The sequence below is a fragment of the Vibrio sp. Y51_MX_L26 genome, from assembly GCF_024181935.1.
In the GTDB taxonomy this organism is placed as follows: domain Bacteria; phylum Pseudomonadota; class Gammaproteobacteria; order Enterobacterales; family Vibrionaceae; genus Vibrio; species Vibrio diabolicus.
Genome location: NZ_JAMZAS010000001.1, coordinates 726,494 through 747,740 on the forward strand (window position 1 = coordinate 726,494; position 21,247 = coordinate 747,740).

At 44.8% G+C, this 21,247-nt stretch carries 16 protein-coding genes and 1 pseudogene; 4 read left to right on the forward strand and 13 right to left on the reverse strand.

The annotated features are described in order from the left end of the window. Positions 1-43 precede the first annotated feature (43 nt). From NL645_RS03075 to nrdD (NL645_RS03090), 4 genes and pseudogenes are all read right to left on the reverse strand, one after another. The gene (locus tag NL645_RS03075; RefSeq protein ID WP_175423150.1) at positions 44-211 is read right to left on the reverse strand and encodes a hypothetical protein; all 168 of its coding nucleotides are present in this window, start codon (positions 209-211) and stop codon (positions 44-46) included. Between the two features lie 1,747 nt (positions 212-1,958). Further along, positions 1,959-2,426 carry an anaerobic ribonucleoside-triphosphate reductase-activating protein gene (gene nrdG, locus NL645_RS03080; RefSeq protein ID WP_029796034.1) on the reverse strand — a complete coding sequence of 156 codons (468 nt, stop codon included), beginning with the start codon at positions 2,424-2,426 and terminating at the stop codon, positions 1,959-1,961. Positions 2,427-2,432: 6 nt separating this feature from the next. Continuing rightward, positions 2,433-4,568, reverse strand: a complete 2,136-nt coding sequence (nrdD, locus tag NL645_RS03085) for an anaerobic ribonucleoside-triphosphate reductase (RefSeq protein WP_029796033.1) — start codon at positions 4,566-4,568, stop codon at positions 2,433-2,435. Between the two features lie 255 nt (positions 4,569-4,823). Next, positions 4,824-5,681 (reverse strand): annotated as a pseudogene (gene nrdD, locus NL645_RS03090) (anaerobic ribonucleoside-triphosphate reductase); the annotation flags it as partial. Positions 5,682-5,990: 309 nt separating this feature from the next. Between nrdD (NL645_RS03090) and NL645_RS03095 the strand changes: the two are divergent. Further along, positions 5,991-6,857 carry an endonuclease/exonuclease/phosphatase family protein gene (locus NL645_RS03095; RefSeq protein ID WP_253651171.1) on the forward strand — a complete coding sequence of 289 codons (867 nt, stop codon included), beginning with the start codon at positions 5,991-5,993 and terminating at the stop codon, positions 6,855-6,857. Between the two features lie 88 nt (positions 6,858-6,945). Here NL645_RS03095 and NL645_RS03100 read toward each other — a convergent pair whose 3' ends face one another. From NL645_RS03100 to NL645_RS03120, 5 genes are read right to left on the reverse strand one after another with little or no spacing between them, the layout of a single operon-like run. Next, on the reverse strand, positions 6,946-8,001 hold the full coding sequence (locus NL645_RS03100; protein WP_253651172.1) for an efflux RND transporter periplasmic adaptor subunit: 1,056 nt from the start codon (positions 7,999-8,001) through the stop codon (positions 6,946-6,948). Continuing rightward, positions 7,998-11,306: an efflux RND transporter permease subunit gene (locus NL645_RS03105; RefSeq protein ID WP_253651173.1), complete on the reverse strand. Its 3,309-nt coding sequence runs from the start codon at positions 11,304-11,306 to the stop codon at positions 7,998-8,000. The genes NL645_RS03100 and NL645_RS03105 overlap by 4 nt, the downstream gene beginning before the upstream one ends. Positions 11,307-11,334: 28 nt before the next feature. Beyond that, the gene (locus NL645_RS03110) at positions 11,335-11,793 is read right to left on the reverse strand and encodes a YeeE/YedE family protein (protein WP_005394546.1); all 459 of its coding nucleotides are present in this window, start codon (positions 11,791-11,793) and stop codon (positions 11,335-11,337) included. A 10-nt stretch (positions 11,794-11,803) separates the two neighbouring features. Next, positions 11,804-12,223: a YeeE/YedE family protein gene (locus NL645_RS03115; protein ID WP_140285448.1), complete on the reverse strand. Its 420-nt coding sequence runs from the start codon at positions 12,221-12,223 to the stop codon at positions 11,804-11,806. A gap of 28 nt (positions 12,224-12,251) precedes the next feature. Further along, the gene (locus tag NL645_RS03120) at positions 12,252-12,560 is read right to left on the reverse strand and encodes a metalloregulator ArsR/SmtB family transcription factor (protein WP_012842251.1); all 309 of its coding nucleotides are present in this window, start codon (positions 12,558-12,560) and stop codon (positions 12,252-12,254) included. A 178-nt stretch (positions 12,561-12,738) separates the two neighbouring features. Here NL645_RS03120 and NL645_RS03125 point away from each other — a divergent pair, with 178 nt between their 5' ends. After that, positions 12,739-12,924: a DUF2892 domain-containing protein gene (locus NL645_RS03125; protein ID WP_012842250.1), complete on the forward strand. Its 186-nt coding sequence runs from the start codon at positions 12,739-12,741 to the stop codon at positions 12,922-12,924. A 71-nt stretch (positions 12,925-12,995) separates the two neighbouring features. Beyond that, the gene (locus NL645_RS03130) at positions 12,996-14,699 is read left to right on the forward strand and encodes an FAD-dependent oxidoreductase (protein WP_047009205.1); all 1,704 of its coding nucleotides are present in this window, start codon (positions 12,996-12,998) and stop codon (positions 14,697-14,699) included. 76 nt (positions 14,700-14,775) lie between these two features. On the opposite strand, the gene NL645_RS03135 is transcribed toward NL645_RS03130, so the two are convergent. From NL645_RS03135 to NL645_RS03150, 4 genes are all read right to left on the reverse strand, one after another. Then, complete coding sequence (locus NL645_RS03135; RefSeq protein WP_047009206.1) at positions 14,776-15,471, reverse strand: aspartate/glutamate racemase family protein; 696 nt, start codon at positions 15,469-15,471, stop codon at positions 14,776-14,778. 145 nt (positions 15,472-15,616) lie between these two features. Beyond that, positions 15,617-16,417, reverse strand: a complete 801-nt coding sequence (locus tag NL645_RS03140) for a PhzF family phenazine biosynthesis protein (protein WP_253651174.1) — start codon at positions 16,415-16,417, stop codon at positions 15,617-15,619. Positions 16,418-16,558: 141 nt separating this feature from the next. Then, positions 16,559-17,035: a DM13 domain-containing protein gene (locus tag NL645_RS03145; RefSeq protein WP_253651175.1), complete on the reverse strand. Its 477-nt coding sequence runs from the start codon at positions 17,033-17,035 to the stop codon at positions 16,559-16,561. Between the two features lie 302 nt (positions 17,036-17,337). After that, positions 17,338-19,662 carry an FdhF/YdeP family oxidoreductase gene (locus tag NL645_RS03150; RefSeq protein WP_253651176.1) on the reverse strand — a complete coding sequence of 775 codons (2,325 nt, stop codon included), beginning with the start codon at positions 19,660-19,662 and terminating at the stop codon, positions 17,338-17,340. Positions 19,663-20,328: 666 nt separating this feature from the next. Here NL645_RS03150 and NL645_RS03155 point away from each other — a divergent pair. Then, positions 20,329-21,213, forward strand: a complete 885-nt coding sequence (locus NL645_RS03155; RefSeq protein ID WP_025509304.1) for a LysR family transcriptional regulator — start codon at positions 20,329-20,331, stop codon at positions 21,211-21,213. The last annotated feature ends 34 nt before the right edge of the window (positions 21,214-21,247 follow it).

The following is a 21,247-nucleotide window of genomic DNA, read 5'->3' on the forward strand; positions in this document are numbered from 1 at the left end:
GAGATGTGCCAAAGCCGTTCACTGCAAGAACATCCTTGCCCTGTTATGAGTTAGATGGCTCATCTACGGAGTTTTTATCTAACTGCTGCTCTAAGATGTTTTTTATTTTTGAAAGCTCTACGTACCCTACGTCGCCACAAAAACCGTTCATCTCGGTTTTTACTAGATGCAATAATATTTGCACCTGCTCATCTGTTAGTTTCAGTTCCATGTTGACTCCTCGCTGTACCAATGGTGTTGCGCATCAATTTAACAATTCTCGATTTCGTATAATAGTGAAATGTTTTAACCTAGCTCAGAGTTGTCCATTTCTGAGTTGGCGGTAGTCTTATTGGTTACATAAAAGCATTTAATACAGCAACTTAGCACCTACGTTCACAAAAAGCACTCTAAAGATCAGTCTCTACAACGATATGTCTATATCAATGAAGTAATCCATGTACGATCTTACCTGCATTTACGAAAACACTACAGCGTTCAGCGAACCATAGATGGACTGAAATTAGCATGCACTATCACTTGATGATCAGAATTTGCATTACTTGTTGGATATAGGGAATGGAATTAGATTTATATACCAAACTCGCAAATGTACATTCCGATTTGGTGGTTACAAAAAAATAGTTAATACAAACACTTAGAATTTTCGTTCACGAAAAACACTATAGTTTGCCCTCTAGGGCATATTCCCAGCGAACATCGGACGAACTGAAATTAGCATTAAAGCGGCATCCTGATCGGGATTTGCATTAAACCAGATCAGGATTTGCATTTTACTGAGCTTAGGGAACTGAATTAGATATATCAAATGCATAAATGTCCAATAGTGTACTAAATCGAACAGGAGCTGCACATTGTGTCCAATTACATGTTATGGCATATTGTACGTTCTGTAAGTCGTCTTCTCGGAAGTGTCAGAGCGTGTATGAGCCACTACATCTTAAATCAAATCCTTTGGACCAATAATCTTATTGCCTTAACTTAAGGAGATGCCATTGAGAATTCTATACCTCGATCTACATGCACTCCTGTATTCAATTGACTACTTGAACAAACACGAAGATGTGTTTGATTCGTTTAAGTCGCAAAAGCCATTTTGCTCCACAGACACCTTTCTACTAAATGTTGAACCCGATAGGTTAGGTGCCCAAAAACTAGCCGCCGCCGCATTCGAAGCTGGCCTTCTCCTATATCCAACTGGCAATAATTACACTAGAGATTTGCTTGTTAAGCACAATGTATTCCCTGATCTCCAATTAGCACCATATGTGGATGTAACGTCGAAGGTGAGACCGGATGATCATGATCCAATCAGGCGCATGTTTGCCCACGCTAATGCACTGGAAGCTGAGTGGTTTGTATGCGGAGATATTGCATCTGATGAACGATTTAAGTCATTTCCGCATCGTTATCTAGTGAGTCGGTTTGATGAAGGTGTCAGTGATGAGCTGATATCAAAGATAATTGCTACTAAGGCTTGATGACATACGTTTAGAGTACTTGTGTTAACAGATGAACAAGAAATGAAATGCCGAATGCTGGGAGCCGCCAAACTCCCGGCTCAGCCCCCAGCGATACTGCAACATCTTTGGGGTTAGTGACACGGTTATTGTAGCCCTTTAATTATTAGGTATATTTCTATTACCTATCAAGTACTTCTTGAGCTTTGTCTTGCTGCGCTTTTGTATTTTCGAGATTATCAGACAATGTTTTAACGTTTTGATTAGTTGCTATCCGTTCTGCAATGATGTAATCCATGTACGATCTTACCTACGTTCACAAAAACACTACCCCCTTCAGCGAACCATGGACGAACTGAAATTAGCATTGCCTGTAGAACTTAGGGAACGGAATTAGATATATATCAAACACGCAAATGTCCAGAGACGTGCCTACACGATAAGTCCAAGCATATTTTTGCCCTATTACGTACTGACACCATTTCAGGATTCGGAACTCTATAGAGTGAACCTATGTATGATCTGATTCGAACTTCCACGCCATAGTAATTCAGGATCGTACTTATCTTGCTCAAACTTACCATCAATTAGAACATCTATATGCTCTACTATGGATCTTTGATCTGAAGACAGTTCATCTATGGTATAACCAGTCCACATCCAAATATCTTTATCAGGACATTCCTCTTTCACTCTAACCACCAGTTTATATATGCTCGCAGTGTTTGCAGGGTGTAGAGGGTCACCACCTGATAGTGATAGTCCGCGCCTCTTAATGCGCGTATCTTTAAGGTCTTTGATTATCTGGTCTTCCATCTCTTGGGTAAATGGGTGGCCAGAGTTAGGATTTAACGTTGATTTGTTGTAACAGCCTCGGCAGTTATGTTCGCACCCTGCTACAAACAGGGTGCAACGTGTACCTTCACCATTAACAACATCAACTTGCTGATATTTATGGTAATTCATTAGTTTTTACATGTGTTTAACACGTCTAATAACTTCTTCTTGCTTACCAGAGTTAAATGGTCGAGCGTCAGGAGAACCCAAGTATCCACAAACACGACGTGTAACTGATACCTTTTTAGGATCATGGTTTCCACATTTCGGACAAGTGAAGCCTTTGCTCGTACACTCGAACTCACCTGCAAAACCACACTCGTAACACTCATCAATCGGAGTGTTAGTGCCGTAGTAAGGAACTCGGTCGTAGCTGTAGTCCCATACATTCTCCAGAGCTTCGATATTGCGCTGCATGTTAGGGAACTCGCCGTAACAAATGAAACCACCACTCGCTAGTTCTGGGTATGGCATCTCGAAATCGATCTTGTCGTATGGATTAACTTTCTTCTGCACATCAAGGTGGAAGCTGTTCGTGTAGTAACCTTTGTCCGTAACGCTATCTAGCACACCAAACTCCTTGGTATCTAGTGAGCAGAATCGTGTACACAAGTTTTCAGAAGGTGTGCTGTACAAGCTGTAGCCCCAACCGCTTTGTTCTTTCCAGCCATCAACTTTGTTCTTCAGGAACTTAACGATATCGATACCTTTCTGGCGCAGAACTTCATTATCGAAAATGTGCTCACCATCTTTGGCATATAGTGCGTTGATAGTCTCGTGAATACCGATATAGCCCATCGAAATAGAGGCACGGCCATTCTTGAAGATGTCTAGTACTTCATCATCTGGGTTTAGGCGAACACCTAAAGCACCTTCGGTGTATAGAATCGGTGCTACGCGAGCTTTCACACCACGAAGTCGATCAATACGTGTCTCTAGTGCACGGCGAACAAGTTCAGTACGCTCCTCCAAGATTTCGTAAAACTTAGCTTCGTCACCATTTGCCTCAATAGCAATACGTGGCAGGTTAAGGCTCACTACGCCAAGGTTATTACGTCCTTCATGAACTTCATTGCCATTCTCATCTACGTAACGACCTAGGAAACTACGACAGCCCATTGGGGCCTTAAATGAGCCAGTAACTTCTACAACTTTGTCGTAGTTCAGAATGTCTGGATACATGCGTTTTGAAGCACATTCTAGAGCAAGTTCCTTAATATCGTAGTTTGGATCTTCTTTCTTAAGGTTGATGCCATCTTTGATTGTGAACAACAGTTTAGGGAAAACCGCAGTCTTCTTGTTTTTACCTAATCCCTTTATTCTATTCTGGAAAATAGACTTTTGAATGAGTTTAGATTCCCAGCTTGTCCCTAGACCAAGGTTCACACTCAAGAACGGGGTCTGCCCATTACTTGAGAAAAGCGTATTGATCTCGTACTCAAGAGATTGGAATGCATCATAGACCTCTTTCTCTGTAAGTTTACGCGCATAAGCCTCAGGGTTCGGCACATCCCACTCTTTTGCCGTAGCAAGGTGCTTCTCATGACTTGCTGTAACGTAAGGTGCTAGTACCTCATCTAGTCGGTTCAATGTAGTGCCACCATAAGTATGGCTAGCTACTTGCGCTACTATTTGGGCAGTAACAGCTGTAGCTGTTTGGATTGACTTAGGTGTGTCGATTTCTGCGTTACCCATGCGGAAACCGTTCTTCAGCATGTTCTCTAGATCTACAATCATGCAGTTGAACATCGGGAAGAATGGAGAGTAATCCAGATCATGATAATGGATTTCACCATTCTCATGTGCTTGAACGATGTCACGCGGTAGCATGTGGTGCTTTGCGTAGTGCTTAGAGATGATACCTGCAAGAAGATCGCGCTGTGTCGGAATTACTTTGCTGTCCTTATTTGCATTTTCATTCAGTAGGTCAGCGTTGCTTTGCTCTACCAAACCAGAAATTTCAGCACTTAATGCACTTGCTTTTTCACGTTGTATATCACGGTCATGGCGATACTCAATGTAAGCACGAGCCACATCTTCATCGACATGCATTAGTTCTTTTTCTACTAGAGACTGGATCTCACAAATCTCAATCTCGGTTCTGCCATTCATCTTCTCGCATACGTTAGCGGCAACAATATCGCCAAGTTCGCGCTTAGGGCAGTTGATGCTTTCTGCTGCTGATTGAACAGCATTCTTAATTAGTTGAGCGTTAAAGGTTGCTTTTGCACCGTCACGTTTAACCACAACTGCTGATTCGTGTTGCTTCATAATCATGTTCATTTCTCCTTATAGTTTTAGTTTTTAAGCTGCAATTTGAAAGGCTTGTTTTTGAAGGTTTTGCTTTTTCGCAAACTTACGAGAGCACTCTCGTGAAAAAACAGCCAATTCAGCTAGGTGAAATGAATTCTGTAGTGCCATTGAACCAGCTAGTTTAGAGGCTTGTAGTGCAAGTGAGAAGTGTCCTTGAGAGAAACAGTACGCACACACACATAGAAGTTTCATAAAGTTCTTTACTACATAATGCCCGTTTGCCGTGTGCAGTGTGTTTACTTCATACTCTAGCGATTGGAATGCGTCGTAACACTCTTTCTCGGTGCGCGCTTTAGCGAACTCTTCTGGCTCGGCAATGTTCCACTCTTTCGCGATCTCTAGGTGCTTCTCATAGCTTGTCATAACGTACGGAGCAAGCACTTCGTCGATACGGTTGATTGTCGTACCGCCATAAATATGGCTAGCTACTTGCGCAATAATTTGCGCTGTTACTGCGGTCGCAGTTGAAATCGATTTAGGCGTATCGATTTCTGCATTACCCATCTTGAAGCCGTGCGTTAGCATGCCTTTCAAATCGATAAGCATACAGTTAAACATTGGGAAGAATGGCGCGTAATCCAGATCGTGGTAGTGAATGTCACCCACTTCGTGTGCTTGAACCACATCTCGAGGCAGGATGTGCGTTTTCGCGTAGTGCTTCGCCACGATACCCGCTAAAAGGTCACGCTGAGTTGGGATAACTTTGCCGTCTTTGTTCGCGTTTTCGTTGATCAAATCAAGGTTACTTTCTTCAATCAAGCCTTCGATTTCACGAGTTAGTGCACTTTGCTTTTCACGCGCGATGTCGCGGTCATGGCGATATTCAATGTAAGAACGTGCTAGGGCTTTGTAAGGACCTTGCATGAGCTCATTCTCGACTAAGTCTTGAATCTCATGGATGTGAACTTCATCGTGATCTTTTAGCTGTAACTCGACAGCAAGAGCGACATTAAGAGCATAAATGGCGACATCTTTATCTTTGTTTTCCGCTGCCGCTTCAACTGCTGCTTGGATACGATCCCTGTTGAACGGAGCTCTTGAGCCGTCACGCTTGATTACGATTGGTTTCACTTTCTTCTCCTTACCCCAGCATACTCACAGAGTTATCCACAAACACACTATATGGGGTTATTTTTTATTCTGCTAACACAATATATTGTGGCGTATTTAACGAAAAGCACCACTTGAAAACATTGATTTTGATCAATAAAGATCGGCTAGCGGACAAGAACAAATCGATCTTATTGGTACTGATCTCAGTTGCGAAGAAAACCATGAAAATTGCAAAATTGGTACGAAATCTACTTGCTTTTTTTAGAGCGCTTATAGGATAAAGGTTGGAAAGGAATACGCTAAAATCCAGGAGTGAAACAAGCCAATATGCGATCACTATTTGTTACTGCCTTATTAATTTTTAGTTCAACGTCACTTGCTCAAAATTCCATCAACTTAACCAGTTGGAATATAGAATGGCTGTCTATAAATGGAGGTAAGGTTTCGAGAACCAGTGACGATTTCGTCAAACTCAACCAATATGTGGATAAAACTCAAGCCGACATCATCGCCTTTCAGGAGGTCGACTCCAAAGCCGCGGTTCAAAAAGCCGTAGGCGATGGCTACGCGATTTATCTCTCTGATCGAGCTCAATCAAACAATAAGCACCTTCAGTTTTCTGATACCAACCAGTACACCGGTTTTGCTGCGCGCAAAGACATTGAAGTGTCTGACCCAGCAGACTTCGCGATCACGCGTGGTAATAGCAAGTTGCGCTTTGCCAGCTACATCGTCGTTAACCCAAACCAAAAGGACGAGCTTCACCTGCTCTCTGTGCATTTAAAAGCTGGATGCAGCGGAGCATACAAAAACAACCGCAATTGCCAAACACTGAGCCAACAAGGAGAAGCACTTGCTAAGTGGATGAGCGAGAGAGAAAATAAAAAAGAGCAGTACGCCGTAATGGGCGATTTTAATCACAACTTGTCGTATCAACGTGATTGGCTGTGGGCGATCATGACGCTTGGTAACGATGCACAATTGGTAACGCGAGATACCAAAGCGGATTGCAAGGTTCGCTCAAATAAGAACCCAAGAAAAACACACCAATTCCGCTCTTTGATTGATCACATTATTGTTAGCCCGCAAATAAAAGCGAAAAACGCACATCAAACGCTGTTCAGCTCACAAGATGTTTTGGATTACAAACTGAGCGACCATTGTCCTGTAAACGCAACGGTAACGCTTAACTGAACGAACAAAATAGCCCAGCATCATGCTGGGCTGTTTTATGTTCTTTGTTAGATAGACGTTTAACTAGTTAACAAAAGAAACCGTTCTATCAAAGCGCTCTTGGATTCAGCAGTACGACGTCACCCTGCTTCAACCCCGTTCGCACTCTCCCCAACTCTCCAAGCTGAATAAGCCGAGTTTCTACCTCACCGCTGTCTTGCACCACTTTTACGTAGTCCAATTGGCCAACTTGGTAAACCGCCTCTTTTGGCACGCGAAGTACAACATCGTCGGTCAAGGTCAACGCGACTCTGGCGTATGTACCTGGATAGATAGCCGTTGGCGGCTCGAATTGAAGCTTTACGGTATAACTGCGCGAGTTGGCATCTGCCGACGGCGTCACTTCTTTTACAGCCGCTTGCGCATTGAGGTTGTAAGACGGGAAAACAACGTCCACTTCTTTATCGTAAGTCACATAAGGCATGACAGACTCAGCAAAGTTCACCTCTATTTCCAACGAGTTTGGATTGTACATTGATAAAAGCAAAGCCCCCGGCGTCGCGGTATCACCTTTGTTGATGGGCTTTTGCGTGATCAAGCCATCAAACGGTGCAGTAATGATGCTGTAGCCAAAGGTCGTTTCCGCCTCGGAGACCGCCGCTTGCGCTTTATTGAAGTTGGCTTGTGCGGTTTGCAAGGCACTTTCCGCTTGGTCAAATTGCGATTGAGGGATCAGCTTTTTGTTTAAAAGCGCTCTGACACGAGAAAACTCCTTTCTCGCCGCGTTTAGCTGCGCTTGTGCAGAGGATAAAGCCTGCTCACTTTGACGAACTCGCGCGTCGAGATCATCGCTTTCTAGCCGCGCCAACACGTCTCCTTGCTTCACTCTATCGCCAACCTTCACCAATACCTCCATCACCGATGCCGTTAACCGTGCCGCGATATCGGCGTGCTGCTCTGCAACGACGACGCCCGGAAATTCTCGAACAACCGGTTCGCTGGTTAACATCAGTTGATGTGTCTCTGCGTTATTTACATCAATCTGGTTGGTTTTCGCGTCATGTTCTGTCGGCAACTTTTCTGTAAAAAATCCAGCCATATAGAGAAAAAGAAGCGCGAGTATGGCAAACAGAATCACGCCTAACCATTTGGTATCTAATTTCATTGCTCTTCCTCCATCTGAGGTAATCCATGTCCTTTGGTGTTTTGGTATGCAAGGTTGTAAACCACCGGAACCACAAGCAGCGTAAAGATGGTCGAGGCGGTAATACCGAATATGATTGCCCAAGCCAAACCGTTAAAAATTGGGTCTAACGTAATCACGACGTTACCCAGTAACGTTGTACCCGCAGTCAGCAAGATTGGCCGCATACGAACAACGCCAGATTCAATCAACGCATCATGTAAGCTACGACCTTCAGCCAGCGATTGCTGAACAAATTCAATCAAAACGAGTGAGTTACGCACCACAATCCCAGCTAGCGCAATCATGCCGATCATCGCGGTCGCCGTGAACAGAGCTGGGTTGGGGTAATTACCGATGTCACTGCTTAACACATTCAAAATCCAGAACCCCGGCATAATCCCAATCACGGTCAGTGGTATCGCCAGCATGATGATGCCCGATACCGCAGGTAAACCTGTTTGAATCAACATCACCACAAATACGCCAAGCAGCGCAGCGCCATAAGCAATGCCTAAATCGCGGAATACGTCTACTGTGATTTTCCATTCCCCCTCACCACTCCAAACTACTTCGATGTTGTCTGGCACGCTCCAAGTGACACCAGCTCCATTGCTCAAGTACGTGCGATCTTGCCAGTGACGATGCACATCTTCCGCGTGAGTTGTATCTTGGTCAGCCATCACATCGGCAATCACTTCACCCGGAACACGCCCAACTACCTCGGCGTAGACATACACAACAGGCTTGAGGTTTTTATGGAAAATCGGTTTGTCCGCTGCGCGTTTCACAAAATGACCGACTTCAGACAACTGCACGATAGGCTGAGGAGCATCCACAACAGCCCCATTGGATTCTACTTTTGCAATCCCCGGACGGCCTCGCACATAAAGCTGCTCTAGTTGATTCAGGTTATCTCTGTCTTCGCGTCGGAGCTGCACTTCGATAGGTAGTGGATCCACTTCTCTTGGATCGGCTATATAACCGAGCACTTTGGCGTTCGCGGCGGTAATCAGCGTGTTATTGATATCAGCAACAGAAACACCGGACAGCGCCGCTTTTTCTTGATCAACGATGAATTGCCACGTTTCTAAATCACCTTGGATGCTGGTATCCACCTCAGAAACCAACTGTTCTTTGCGAAGCCTATCCGCAACTTTCTCTGCTTGGATCATCAGATCTTCATAAGATGACGCTTCATCACCGTAAACTTCTGCCGTAATGGTGGCGATAACAGGCGGGCCTGGTGGCACTTCGACTAGCTGCACGTCAGCGTCAAACTTATCTGCAATCTGCTCTAAATCCGCCCTGAGTCGTGTCACCAGTTCGTGTGATTGCATTGCGCGGCGATTCTTCTCTGCAAGAACGACTCGAAGCTCGCCTTGGTATGGTTCGCTACGCATAAAGTAGTGGCGCACCATGCCGTTGAAATCCATTGGGGAAGCGGTACCTGCAAAGCCCGACACACTTGTCACTTCCGGCACCGTCATTAAATAGTCCGTAAAGTTCGACAGCGCGTTGGAGGTATCCACAAAGCTTGAAGACTCTGGCATGTTTAATACCAATTGGAACTCATTTTTATTGTCATAAGGCAGCAACTTGAGTGGAACTAAGCGAAGTGCTGGCAACAATGCTGCCAAGACGAACAACAAGGCAACCAAACCAAGGAAAAGCCATGCTTTCTTGCGGCTTTCAAGTAGCGGAATCAACACACCACGATACAAACGATACATCGGCGAAGATTGGATGTCATAGTGGCCGTTTTCCTCAGCACCTTTGAGTAGCTTCTTGGCAAGCCAAGGCGTGATCATAAACGCGACAACGGTACTAAAGATAACGCTGATCGGAACGTTGAACGCCAGTGGCGCCATGTAAGGCCCCATCATCCCAGTGATAAAAAACATCGGCGTAAACACGATAACAATCGCGACCGTCGACATTAACAAGGCGCTACGAATTTCTGCCATGGCGAGAACAATCGCATTGGTTCGTGTTAGATTTTTTCGTTTGAGGTAGCGTTCAATGTTGTCGATACTCGCGATCGGATCGTCCACGATCAAACCTAGCGCCAAAATCAATGCAAAGAGTGTGACTCGATTGATGGAATAGCCAAATGCCAAGTCCATCCCGAGCGCGGCACCATAGCTAATCGGAATCGCGATACCAACCACCAATGCGCTTCGCCAGTTCAAGAACAAACCGACAAACACCACGACCGTTAGAATAGAGATGCCAAGGCTTGATACCAAGTTGTTCACTTTCGCATTCGCCGTTTCGCCATAGTCACGAATGACTGCAACTTGAACTTGTGGAGGAAACTGCTCGGATTGAAGCGCCGCCAGTTTATCCCGAACAGACTGAGCGACGTTAACCGCGTTCGAGCCTTTTTGTTTAGCGACAGAAATGAACACCGATGGGTATGCTTCATCGTGGTTTTTATCGCGATACCAAGTATCGGATGTTGCCTCACCTTCACCGTCGTAAATACGTGCGACATCTTTCAAATAAACGGGTTTGCCATTGAGCACCGCGATAACAAGATCGCCAACCTCTTCGGCGTTAGTCAGAAACCGTCCCGACTCCAATGTGTAATTTTGCCCGTTTACGCGAATGTTCTTGCCTTGGGTTTTGCTATTACTGAGCTGAATGGCCTGTTCGAGGTCATCGATGGTTACTTTGAAGTTTGCCATCGCAACGGAATCAAGCTCTATCTGGATTTTTCTCGGCTCACCGCCAATCACTTCCACCTTGTTGGTGGCATCCAATGATTTAATGCCTAACGTGGCTTGGTCTGCAATACGTCTCAACTGATGGCGATCGAGAATGTCTGGATCGGTGGAATAAATTGCGGCAACAACAATGGGTACATCATCGATTTCAACAGGCTTTACAAGCCAGTTAGTGACAGAAGGAGGAACTTTGTCTTGGTTGGAGTAGAGTTTGTTGTAAAGCTTAACCAGAGCATCTTCGCGGTTTTCGCCGACATAGAAACGAACGATGACTTGCGCAGCACCTTCCATTGACGAAGAATAAACGTATTCCACACCGTCAATTTGGCTAACAAGCTTTTCTAATGGTTCAGTGATTTGATTTTCGACTTGAGAAGCGCTTAGTCCGGGAGCCGAAACCAATACATCCGCCATCGGCACAACGATTTGCGGGTCTTCCTCTTTCGGGGTCAGCCACAAATCCGCGGCACCGACCATAAGCGCGAGTAAAATCATGATCGGAGGGAAAAAGCTGTTCATCACGGACTGAACAAAACTTCGCTTTAGTTTGTCGGGCATCCTTTCCCCTCCATATCAGATTGATTGTTTACGCGCTCGCAGTTTTCATCTTCTTCGCGTTACGGTGAGTAATGATCGCCTTCGCGAACAGAGATCCAACTAACATCGCAAGGAAGAACACCACAATGCTCACGTTGCCTAATGCCAGACTCGCAACCGCAGGGCCAGGGCAAATACCTGCCACCCCCCAACCTAAACCAAAGATCGCCGCACCAGATAACAAACGTCCGTCGATGTTCTTATTGGTTGGTGTGCAAAACGCTTCACCGCTAACTGATTGTTTTCTCGGCTTGATGATTAAAAAATAGCTTGGCATGAATACCGCGAGTGCGCCGCCCATCACAAAAGCCAAACTTGGATCCCAACTGCCAGAAATATCTAAAAATCCAATGACTTTAGCTGGGTCGATCATACCAGACACCGCCATGCCCATACCGAATAACACACCGCTCAAAAGAGCAGAAAAACGAAAAATAGTTTTGTTCATAGAATCTCTCTTAAACTAGGTGAAGTCGAACGAATACCGTTAGGCCAGCGACAGCCATAAATACACAGGTCGCCACAATAGAGCGCTTAGACAAACGGCCCATGCCACAAATGCCGTGCCCACTAGTACATCCGTTACCCAGTCTGGTTCCGATTCCTACCAATAAACCAGCGGCAATCACCATCCCTAAAGAAAGGTTCGCGGTACTAGGAACCGCAACGCCCAACATCAGAACGCTAATCAAGCCACCAGCTATCATTCCAACCGCAAAAAGCAATCGCCACGAATAATCGCCTTTTTTCGGTGACATAATGCCATTCATAATTCCACTGATTCCGGCAATTTTCCCGTTAACCAACAACAATATAGTGGCGGAGACCCCTAACAAAATGCCACCAAACAACGATTCCCATGGAATAACGTTTAACATTATTTACCTCTAAAATCTTAGCTACGAATTAGTTACAGAAAACGCTATGAAGCGCCTTGATTAATGACTCAACTCTCGGTTCTGACAACGAATAAAACACTTGCTGTGATGCCTTACGAGCCTTGATCAATTTGTGTTTGCGAAGCACCGTCAAGTGCTGTGAAAAGGCGGATTGGCTAAGGAACGAGTTCTTTTGCAGCTCCCCAACACCAACCTCACCTTGGGTCAGTTGGCACAACACCATTAGCCTTTCCGGATGTGCCATTACTTTTAGGAGATCAGCAGCTTCATTGGCATTGCCTTTCATTGCTGCTACATCCATATCTGTATAGCTCATGACTAACCTCTACATTAAAAACTAAATTAGATATTACTAAAACAAAACATTTAGTCAACGCTAAATTAGCAATTGTGAATTTAGACAAATTAACATTAGACATTTCTAATTTAGATAATTATAGTGATGAATATCAAAGGATGGCGTTCTCAGTTTGAGAGTACGAAGGAGAAGAGTTATGACGTTAGAAAATGCAGTACGAATTTTTGCAGGCACGATGGTATTGATCTCGGTCATACTAACCGTGTTCGTTCACAGTAACTTCATTTGGTTCACCGTGTTTATCGGCGTTAATCTTATTCAAAGTGCTTACACGGGAATCTGCCCTGCTGCTTATTTTTTAAAGAAATTTGGTTTTAGATAATCTAGAGCGTAGTGACCTTTCACACTGGCTATTCGTGAAAGGTCAGTTCGCCCTAAAACTTGGAGTTAAAAATGACTAAGATCTTAATCGTCGGTGGTGTTGCAGGTGGTGCATCTGCGGCGGCGCGTGCTCGTCGTCTAAGCGAAGATGCCGAAATCATCATGTTTGAACGTGGCCCATTCGTTTCATTTGCCAACTGTGGCTTGCCTTATCACATCGGCGGCGATATCCAAGAACGCAGTAAGTTACTACTACAAACGCCAGAAAGCTTTTTAGCACGCTTTAACGTTGATGTTCGCGTGATGAATGAAGTGGTTTCTATTAACCGACAGGACAAGACCGTTACGATCAAAAACCTGTTAGATGAGTCTGAATACGTAGAATCGTACGATTTTCTGCTGCTTAGCCCAGGTGCCGGCCCTATTGTTCCGCCAATTCCAGGTCTCGATAACCCGCTCACCCACTCGCTACGTAACATTCCAGATATGGATCGCATCATCGAAACGATCCAAATGAACAAGCCAGAGCATGCGACGGTTGTTGGCGGCGGTTTCATCGGTTTAGAAATGATGGAAGCCTTCCACCAACTTGGCATTAAAACCTCTCTGATCGAAATGGCAGACCAAGTCATGACGCCAGTAGACCGTGAAATGGCAGGCTTTGCTCATGCAGAAATTCGTGACAAAGGTATCGACCTAAAACTTGGCGTCGCGCTTGAATCTGTGAAATTCGTACCTAACGAGCACGTTGCAAGTTTCGACTCTGGTGAGAGTGAGAAACACCAACACCTAGAAGGTGAATTGGAGTTAACACTGAACAACGGTGAAAAACTCACTACCGATATTCTGATCATGGCAATCGGTGTACGTCCTGAGACAAAACTGGCGCAAGAAGCTGGCCTTCAAATTGGTGCGCTAGGCGGTATTTACACGAACGAATACATGCAAACCAGCGATCCTTCGATCTACGCTGTCGGCGACGCGATAGAAGAGAAAGACTTCGTGACTGGCGAGCAAACTCTAGTGCCACTTGCAGGCCCGGCAAACCGTCAAGGCCGTATGGCAGCGGACAATATGCTTGGTCGCAAAGAAACTTACCAAGGTACACAAGGTACTGCGATTTGTAAGATCTTCGACCTTGCTGTGGCTTCAACAGGTAAAAATGAGAAACAATTGAAACGCGCTGGCGTTGAATACGATAAAGTGTACGTGCATACCGCAAGCCACGCGAGCTACTACCCTGGTGCAGAAGTGGTGTCGTTCAAAATGTTGTTCGATCCAAAATCAGGCAAGATTTTAGGTGCTCAAGCAGTTGGTAAAGACGGTATCGACAAACGTATTGACGTTATGGCTGTTGCACAACGTGCTGGCATGACGGTTGAACAACTACAGCATCTTGAACTGACTTACGCGCCACCTTACGGCAGTGCAAAAGATGTGATCAACCAAGCGGCGTTTGTGGCAAATAACATCATCAAAGGTGACGCAGCGGCGATTCATTACGATGAAATCGACAACCTGACTGAAGATCAAATTCTCCTCGACGTCCGTAACCCGGGTGAATTGGAGTCTGTTGGTTATCTTGAAGGGGCAATCAACATTCCGGTTGACCAGTTACGCCATCGTATGGGTGAACTACCAAAAGACAAAGAGATTGTGATTTACTGTCAAGTAGGCTTGCGCGGTAACGTGGCATACCGTCAACTGGTCAACAATGGTTACAAAGCTCGTAACTTGATTGGTGGATACAGAACACTCAAATTCTCGCGCTTATAACGGGATAATAAAAACAGAGAAAACCGAGGAATTGGTTTTCTCTTTTGTTTATTTACATGGACTCAAATCTAACTCATTAACCTTCTATCGCCAAACGGACTGCTGCTTGAGCATGGATAGAAGTGGTATCAAGTAGCGTAACATCTGTGTGACTTTGGTTTACAAGTAAGGCAATTTCAGTGCACCCGAGAATCACGGCTTCAGCTCCCTGCTCTTTTAGTTTTTCAATAATTTGCAGGTATATCGTTCTCGATTCTTCTTTGATTTCACCTTGGCATAACTCTTTATAAATAATGTTATGCACTATAGAGCGATCATCTTGAGCGGGAATTATGACATCCAGCCCATAGAGGTCGGAAAGCCGTCCTTTATAAAAGTCCTGCTCCATTGTGAATTGAGTACCAAGGAGTCCGACCTTTTGAACCCCTTTCTCACGAAGTAACTCAGCAGTCGCGTCTGCGATATGTAGTATGGGGATATTAATGCTGGCTTCAATTTGAGGAGCAACTTTGTGCATTGTGTTCGTACAAATAAGAATAAAATCAGCGCCCCCTTTTTCTATTGAAGATGCAGCATCAGATAGAATACTTGCCGTTTCTTCCCATTTACCTTGGTGTTGAAGTTTCTCTATCTCTGAAAAATTCACGCTATACATACAAATTTTTGCGGAATTTAGGCCGCCTAACGCCTCTTTGACTCCTTCGTTGATCAATTTGTAATAACTAAGCGTCGACTCCCAGCTCATGCCGCCTAGAAGACCGATAGTTTTCATATAACTCTCCAATCGTTATACACCACCGTGGCAGGGGTGTTTTTACAAACAAAATCAACTACGTGAATAGACAGCCTTCTAGCTTTTTCACTAGTGAAAACTGGATAAACCTGCAATCAGAAAAAACGAGAACCAAAAAGGACGACTACGCGATTCTCATATCTCCTCGCAACATTGTTACCGCACTTCCAGAAAGCTTAACGTATTCCGGACTCAATAGTTCTGTATAAACAACTCCACTTCTCTTGGATGCTTGGAAGCCTTTTAATTGCGCTTTACCGAGCTCTTTGGCCCAGTAAACACATAAAGCGCAATGAGCAGAACCTGTTACTGGGTCCTCATCAACACCCACCCAAGGGGCAAAATAGCGAGAGACAAAATCAGCGTCAGTGCTTGATTGAGCAGTGATAACAACTCCACGACCTTTTTGTTTAAGTAACGCACTAAAATCAGGTTCGAGTTGCTCTATCAAAGACTCATCATTGATGACGATCAACTGCTTATTATCAAACTGACCATAAGCGTTTACATCAGCCACATCGAGCCCTAAGCCGTAAAGCAAGTCTGTGTTAATACTTGCTCGCATATCTAAAATAGGAGCAGGAAACACCAAATGAATGTCGTCATGATCAAGTTGTGCAGTTAAAACGCCGGATAGCGTGCCAAACTCAATGGTATCCCCTGTACTATATAACCCTTGCTCTCTCAGCACGTGCGCCGTGGCCAATGTGCCATGTCCACACAAAGCGACTTCCGTTTCAGGTGTAAACCAACGAAGTTGCATTGTGTTTAATGACAGAAACGCGGTTTCAGATAGTGACATCTCTGCCGCTATGGCCAACATCATTTCCTCATCAAGGCTTGATTCTGTGATACACACACCTGCAGGATTGCCTTTGAACACATCTGATGTAAACGAGTCGACCTGAAAAATTTTAACTTCCACAAAATATCCTTAAGTTCTATCAACCACTGTAGAACCATTAGCAGCACTTAGTGCATTTGTACCACGTAATGTATTGCACCAGTTCTTTGAGCAGTAAACCTTTATTAACTAAGAAGAAACCACTTTTTCTTCTGATGGGATTTATTGGTATTTTGCCGAAGTAATGAACTCACCGAATGTTTCACACCAAACAACAACAGTATTGTATTCAGAAATGGAAATCCCTTGAGGAACCTCAACAACGAAGTTATTGAATGTTTTGACATCACCAACCAAGCTCATCTCAGATTTAAGGTCATTAAACGCTTGTTCAGTCTCGACAAATTTAGGAGATAAATAGAGTTTATAGTCAGGCCCGGGAGCGAGTTTTCCTACCAGCGTAATAGCTTGGGAACTCAAATGAATTTCACCTTCTCCCCAATGAAAAGCGTCGCTACCTTTGAGGTCCCTCGTGACAACTGCACTGTATTCTGCACCTTGCATGCGCTCAGAAACTTGCTCATCGGTCGGCGCAGGCGGTGCAATAAGAATCGGTAAAGTATAGATACCTATCGCAATACCAATCGCAACAGCCACTAAGTGGCTTAACGTTAATTTAATTATACTTTTCAAGATCATCTATCTTCTTGTTAGTTTCATCAGCTTAGATTTAGGCTCAAATACAGACATCCGTCAGGTTATACGTCCAATAGCCTAATTTCATTAATATTATACACAAGCAGGGCCAATGCGCCTTAACTGCTGCCTTTCTTTAAGAACGCTATCCAATAAGCCCGTTACTAACCAAAATAACTATTTTTTAATTCAGCCCCTATACGCCTTCGACGAAATGATCTAAAGGCAAAGTGAGCAATTAAAAACGGCTGATAATTGATATCAGCCGTTTGCTTATCTGGAATGTCGTTGTGCTGGTTTGGGAACTATTCTGCTTCCACCAAAGCGATCTTATCGGATGTCGATTTTTCCAATTTGATCGCAATAAACTTAGAGGTTGGCGTAAACGTTCTATCCCCATAACTATCTAAAGGAACCAATGGGTTCGTTTCTGGATAGTAAGCCGCCGCCTGACCTGCTGGTACGTCATAGGCAACAAGCGTAAATCCGCTCACACGGCGCTCAACGCCATCTTCCCATAATGACACCATGTCCACTTTGTCGCCCGTTTCAAATCCGAGTTTACGAATATCCGCTTCATTGATGAACAGCACTTCGCGCATGCCAAATACTCCACGATAACGGTCATTCAAGCCGTAAAGTGTCGTATTGTATTGGTCGTGTGAGCGCATGGTTTGCAAAATCAAATCTGGCTTTTGGCCTTTTTCGAGTATCGCTTCGCTGATCAACTGCTTCGGCAACTCGCTAGAGCTGAACTGTGCTTTGCCGCTTGGTGTATTCCATCGACGCTCGGCTGCTGGGTTTACCAAGTGGAATCCACCCGGGTGTTTAAGCTTATGGTTAAAGTCGGTAAAGCCCGGAATGGTATCGGCAATCAAATCGCGAATACGGTCGTAATCTTCAATCGCCCACAACCAATCAATTGGTTTTGCCCCGAGTGTAGCATTGGCAATACCGGCAATAATCGCTGGTTCTGAACGCAAATGCTCCGAACGCGGTTTTAGCTGACCAAATGAGATGTGCACCATGCTGAAGGTATCTTCAACCGTCACGCCTTGTGAGCCAGTCGCTTGCTGATCAATCTCGGTACGACCTAAGCATGGAAGAATAAGCGCATCTTTACCTGTGACAAGGTGAGAACGATTTAACTTCGTCGAAATGTGTACGGTTAAATTACAGTTTCGCATCGCGTTGTGCGTACGTTCTGTGTCTGGCGTTGCTTGTGCAAAGTTACCGCCCAAACCGATAAATACTTTCGCTTGCCCTTCTTCCATCGCTTTAATGGCTTGCACAGTGTTGTGGCCTTCACCACGCGGGACGGTAAAGTTAAATCGACTTTCAATGCGATCCAACAACAGATCTGAAGGTTTTTCATCAATGCCCATCGTACGGTCGCCCTGAACGTTACTGTGACCACGCACTGGTGAAAGACCCGCGCCCGGCTTACCAACGTTACCTCGTAACATTTGCACGTTTGCGACTTCTTTAATGGTTGGCACAGAGTGACGATGCTGAGTCAACCCCATTGCCCAACACATGATCACACGTTCTGCACGTCGATACATGCTCGCCACCATCTCGATTTCACTTAAATCAAGACCCGATTGTTCCGCGATGTGTTCCCAAGAGGTTGCGTCCACTTCAGCCAAATACTCATCAATACCTATCGTGTGTTGTTTGATGAATTCACGGTCAAATACCGCTTTGCCACCGTTTTGCAATGCCTCGCGTTCCCATTGCAACAAGAATTTCGCGATGCCACGAAACACTGCCATGTCTCCGCCCAAAGCAGGACGCAGGTACGCCGTGTTTGTAGGTTCTGAGCCGTTACTCAACATCTCTATCGGCATTTGTGGGTTTTGGAAACGCTCTAATCCGCGCTCTTTCAGCGGGTTTAGACAGATAACCTGAGCACCACGTTTTACCGCTTCGCGCAGAGGTTCAAGCATTCGTGGGTGATTCGTGCCCGGGTTTTGACCAATCACGAAAATCGCATCAGCTTCTTCAAAATCATCAAAGATCACCGTGCCCTTACCAACACCAATGGTGTCTTTCATCCCGATTGCACTGGCTTCGTGACACATGTTGGAACAATCTGGGAAGTTGTTGGTACCGAATGCGCGGACAAATAGCTGATACAAAAACGCCGCTTCGTTGCTTGCACGACCAGAGGTATAAAACTCCGCTTGGTGCGGTGAATCCAATTGATTGAGATGTTTCGCGACAAGGGCAAAAGCCTCATCCCAAGAGACTGGCACATAGTGGTCGGACTCGGCATCGTATCGCATTGGGTGCGTGATACGGCCTTGGTATTCCAACCAGTAATCGGTTTGAGTTGAGAGAGAAGAAACGCTGTGATTGGCAAAAAACTCAGGATCAACCAGACGATTGGTCGCCTCCCAGTTTACCGCTTTCGCGCCATTCTCACAGAAATTGACTTTACCACTATCTGGCGACTCACCCCATGCACATCCCGGGCAGTCGAAACCGCCATTTTGGTTGGTTTTGAGCATAGTGCGAATGTTTTTAACTGCATTTTCACTGCCCCACCAACTTCTGGTTACGGCTTTCAGTGCACCCCAACCACCAGCTGGACCTTTGTATGTTTTTATTTGTTCTTTTTGGCTCACGACTTTACTCCTCGCAGATATACCAGCAAGCAGGGTGCCCGTGAAAACAAGCGCGTTATTTATTGAGATAATGCGGAAGTATTGAAGGGCTTAGTTTCTAATCCATGTATTTTTTAATCCAAATAAGTAACCACTCAACATGCTCTCGCTTGTCCGAGCGTTTACTTATCTAGATTCTTGATATCGGATACCCGCCTACTGTTTCTAAGACTGGTAGATTCAATTCGCATTGTTGCGTCTTGATCTAAATCAAAGATTAAGTCGATATTCAATATGCGTCCAATTGATAATCCTGACCGAGTGATAAACAAAATCTATGACGAATTTTTCCACTGACGGCCATCACATTTTTAATCAATACAATTTATGAGGTTAATCATTTTCCCATTCGATTCCACCTAGTTCGCTTAACGAACTCAATAAAATCGGCCCTCTTGATAATAGATAGTATCTATCACACTATAGATACTTTAAATTTGACCCTAATTAATATCAGGAATAGCCTTGATTCAGATCAATTTTGAGTGTGGTTTTATTCTTGACTTGGTTTTGGTTTTTCATTCCCCAGTTAAAACGCTCCAGCGCTTAAAAAGTACGGTAGTGCTGTGCCCTTTTTAGGGAGTTCCCCCGTACATGTGACTCACAACGCAAGGTTAACAAGCCATTATGGATATCAAACAACTTAAATATCTCATCGCACTTGAACAGACCAAACACTTTGGTCAAGCCGCCGCATTGTGCCACATTACGCAGCCTACCTTGTCCATGAGAATCCGGAGCTTAGAGGAAGAACTCGATCTCGAATTAATCCAAAGAAGTCAACGATTTGAAGGATTTACTGAAGCCGGAGAACGCATTTTAGCTTGGGCAAAAACCGTCTTAGCAGCTCATGATGGATTGCAAGCCGAAGCCGCCAACTGCCGTGGTCAGTTGGTCGGCTCTCTTCGGCTTGGAATGGTGCCACTCGCCAGCCAAAACCCTATGCAATTGCTCAAACCATTAGCTCAACAGTTCCCTGAGTTACGCTTTCAAATACTCTCCATGACGACCGAACAGATCATAGACCAACTCAATCGCAATCAACTGGATTTGGGGATGTGTTATGTCGATCAAGTCAACACCGTTTACTTCGATGTTATCGAGCTAGATTCAACCAAACTTGGCGTTTTATTCGATGAGCGTCATTTTGATTTTGCCGAATCTGAAGTGTTATGGGAGTCACTCAATAACATTCCGCTAGGGCTGCTTTCGAAGGGCATGCACTATCGCCACTCAATTGATCTTAGCTTTGTGAGTAAAGGGCTGGTTCCGCAAACCGTCATTGAAAGTAACTCCACCTTTCACTTGATCCAAGCAGTAACCAGTGGCCTTTGTTGCGCCATTATGCCGCTGAATTGTGGATTGGAAGAGTTGAACGATACGCTTCGCATTATTCCTATCGAAGAAGCCGCCGTTCACGCCCCACTAGGTTTGTTAAAGCGAAAACAAGAACCCTTCTCCGCGCTAACCGATCAGTGCTTCGCAGAAGCAAAAAACATATTCAATCGATAACAACAATCCACACGTCAATTTTTGGCATACATAA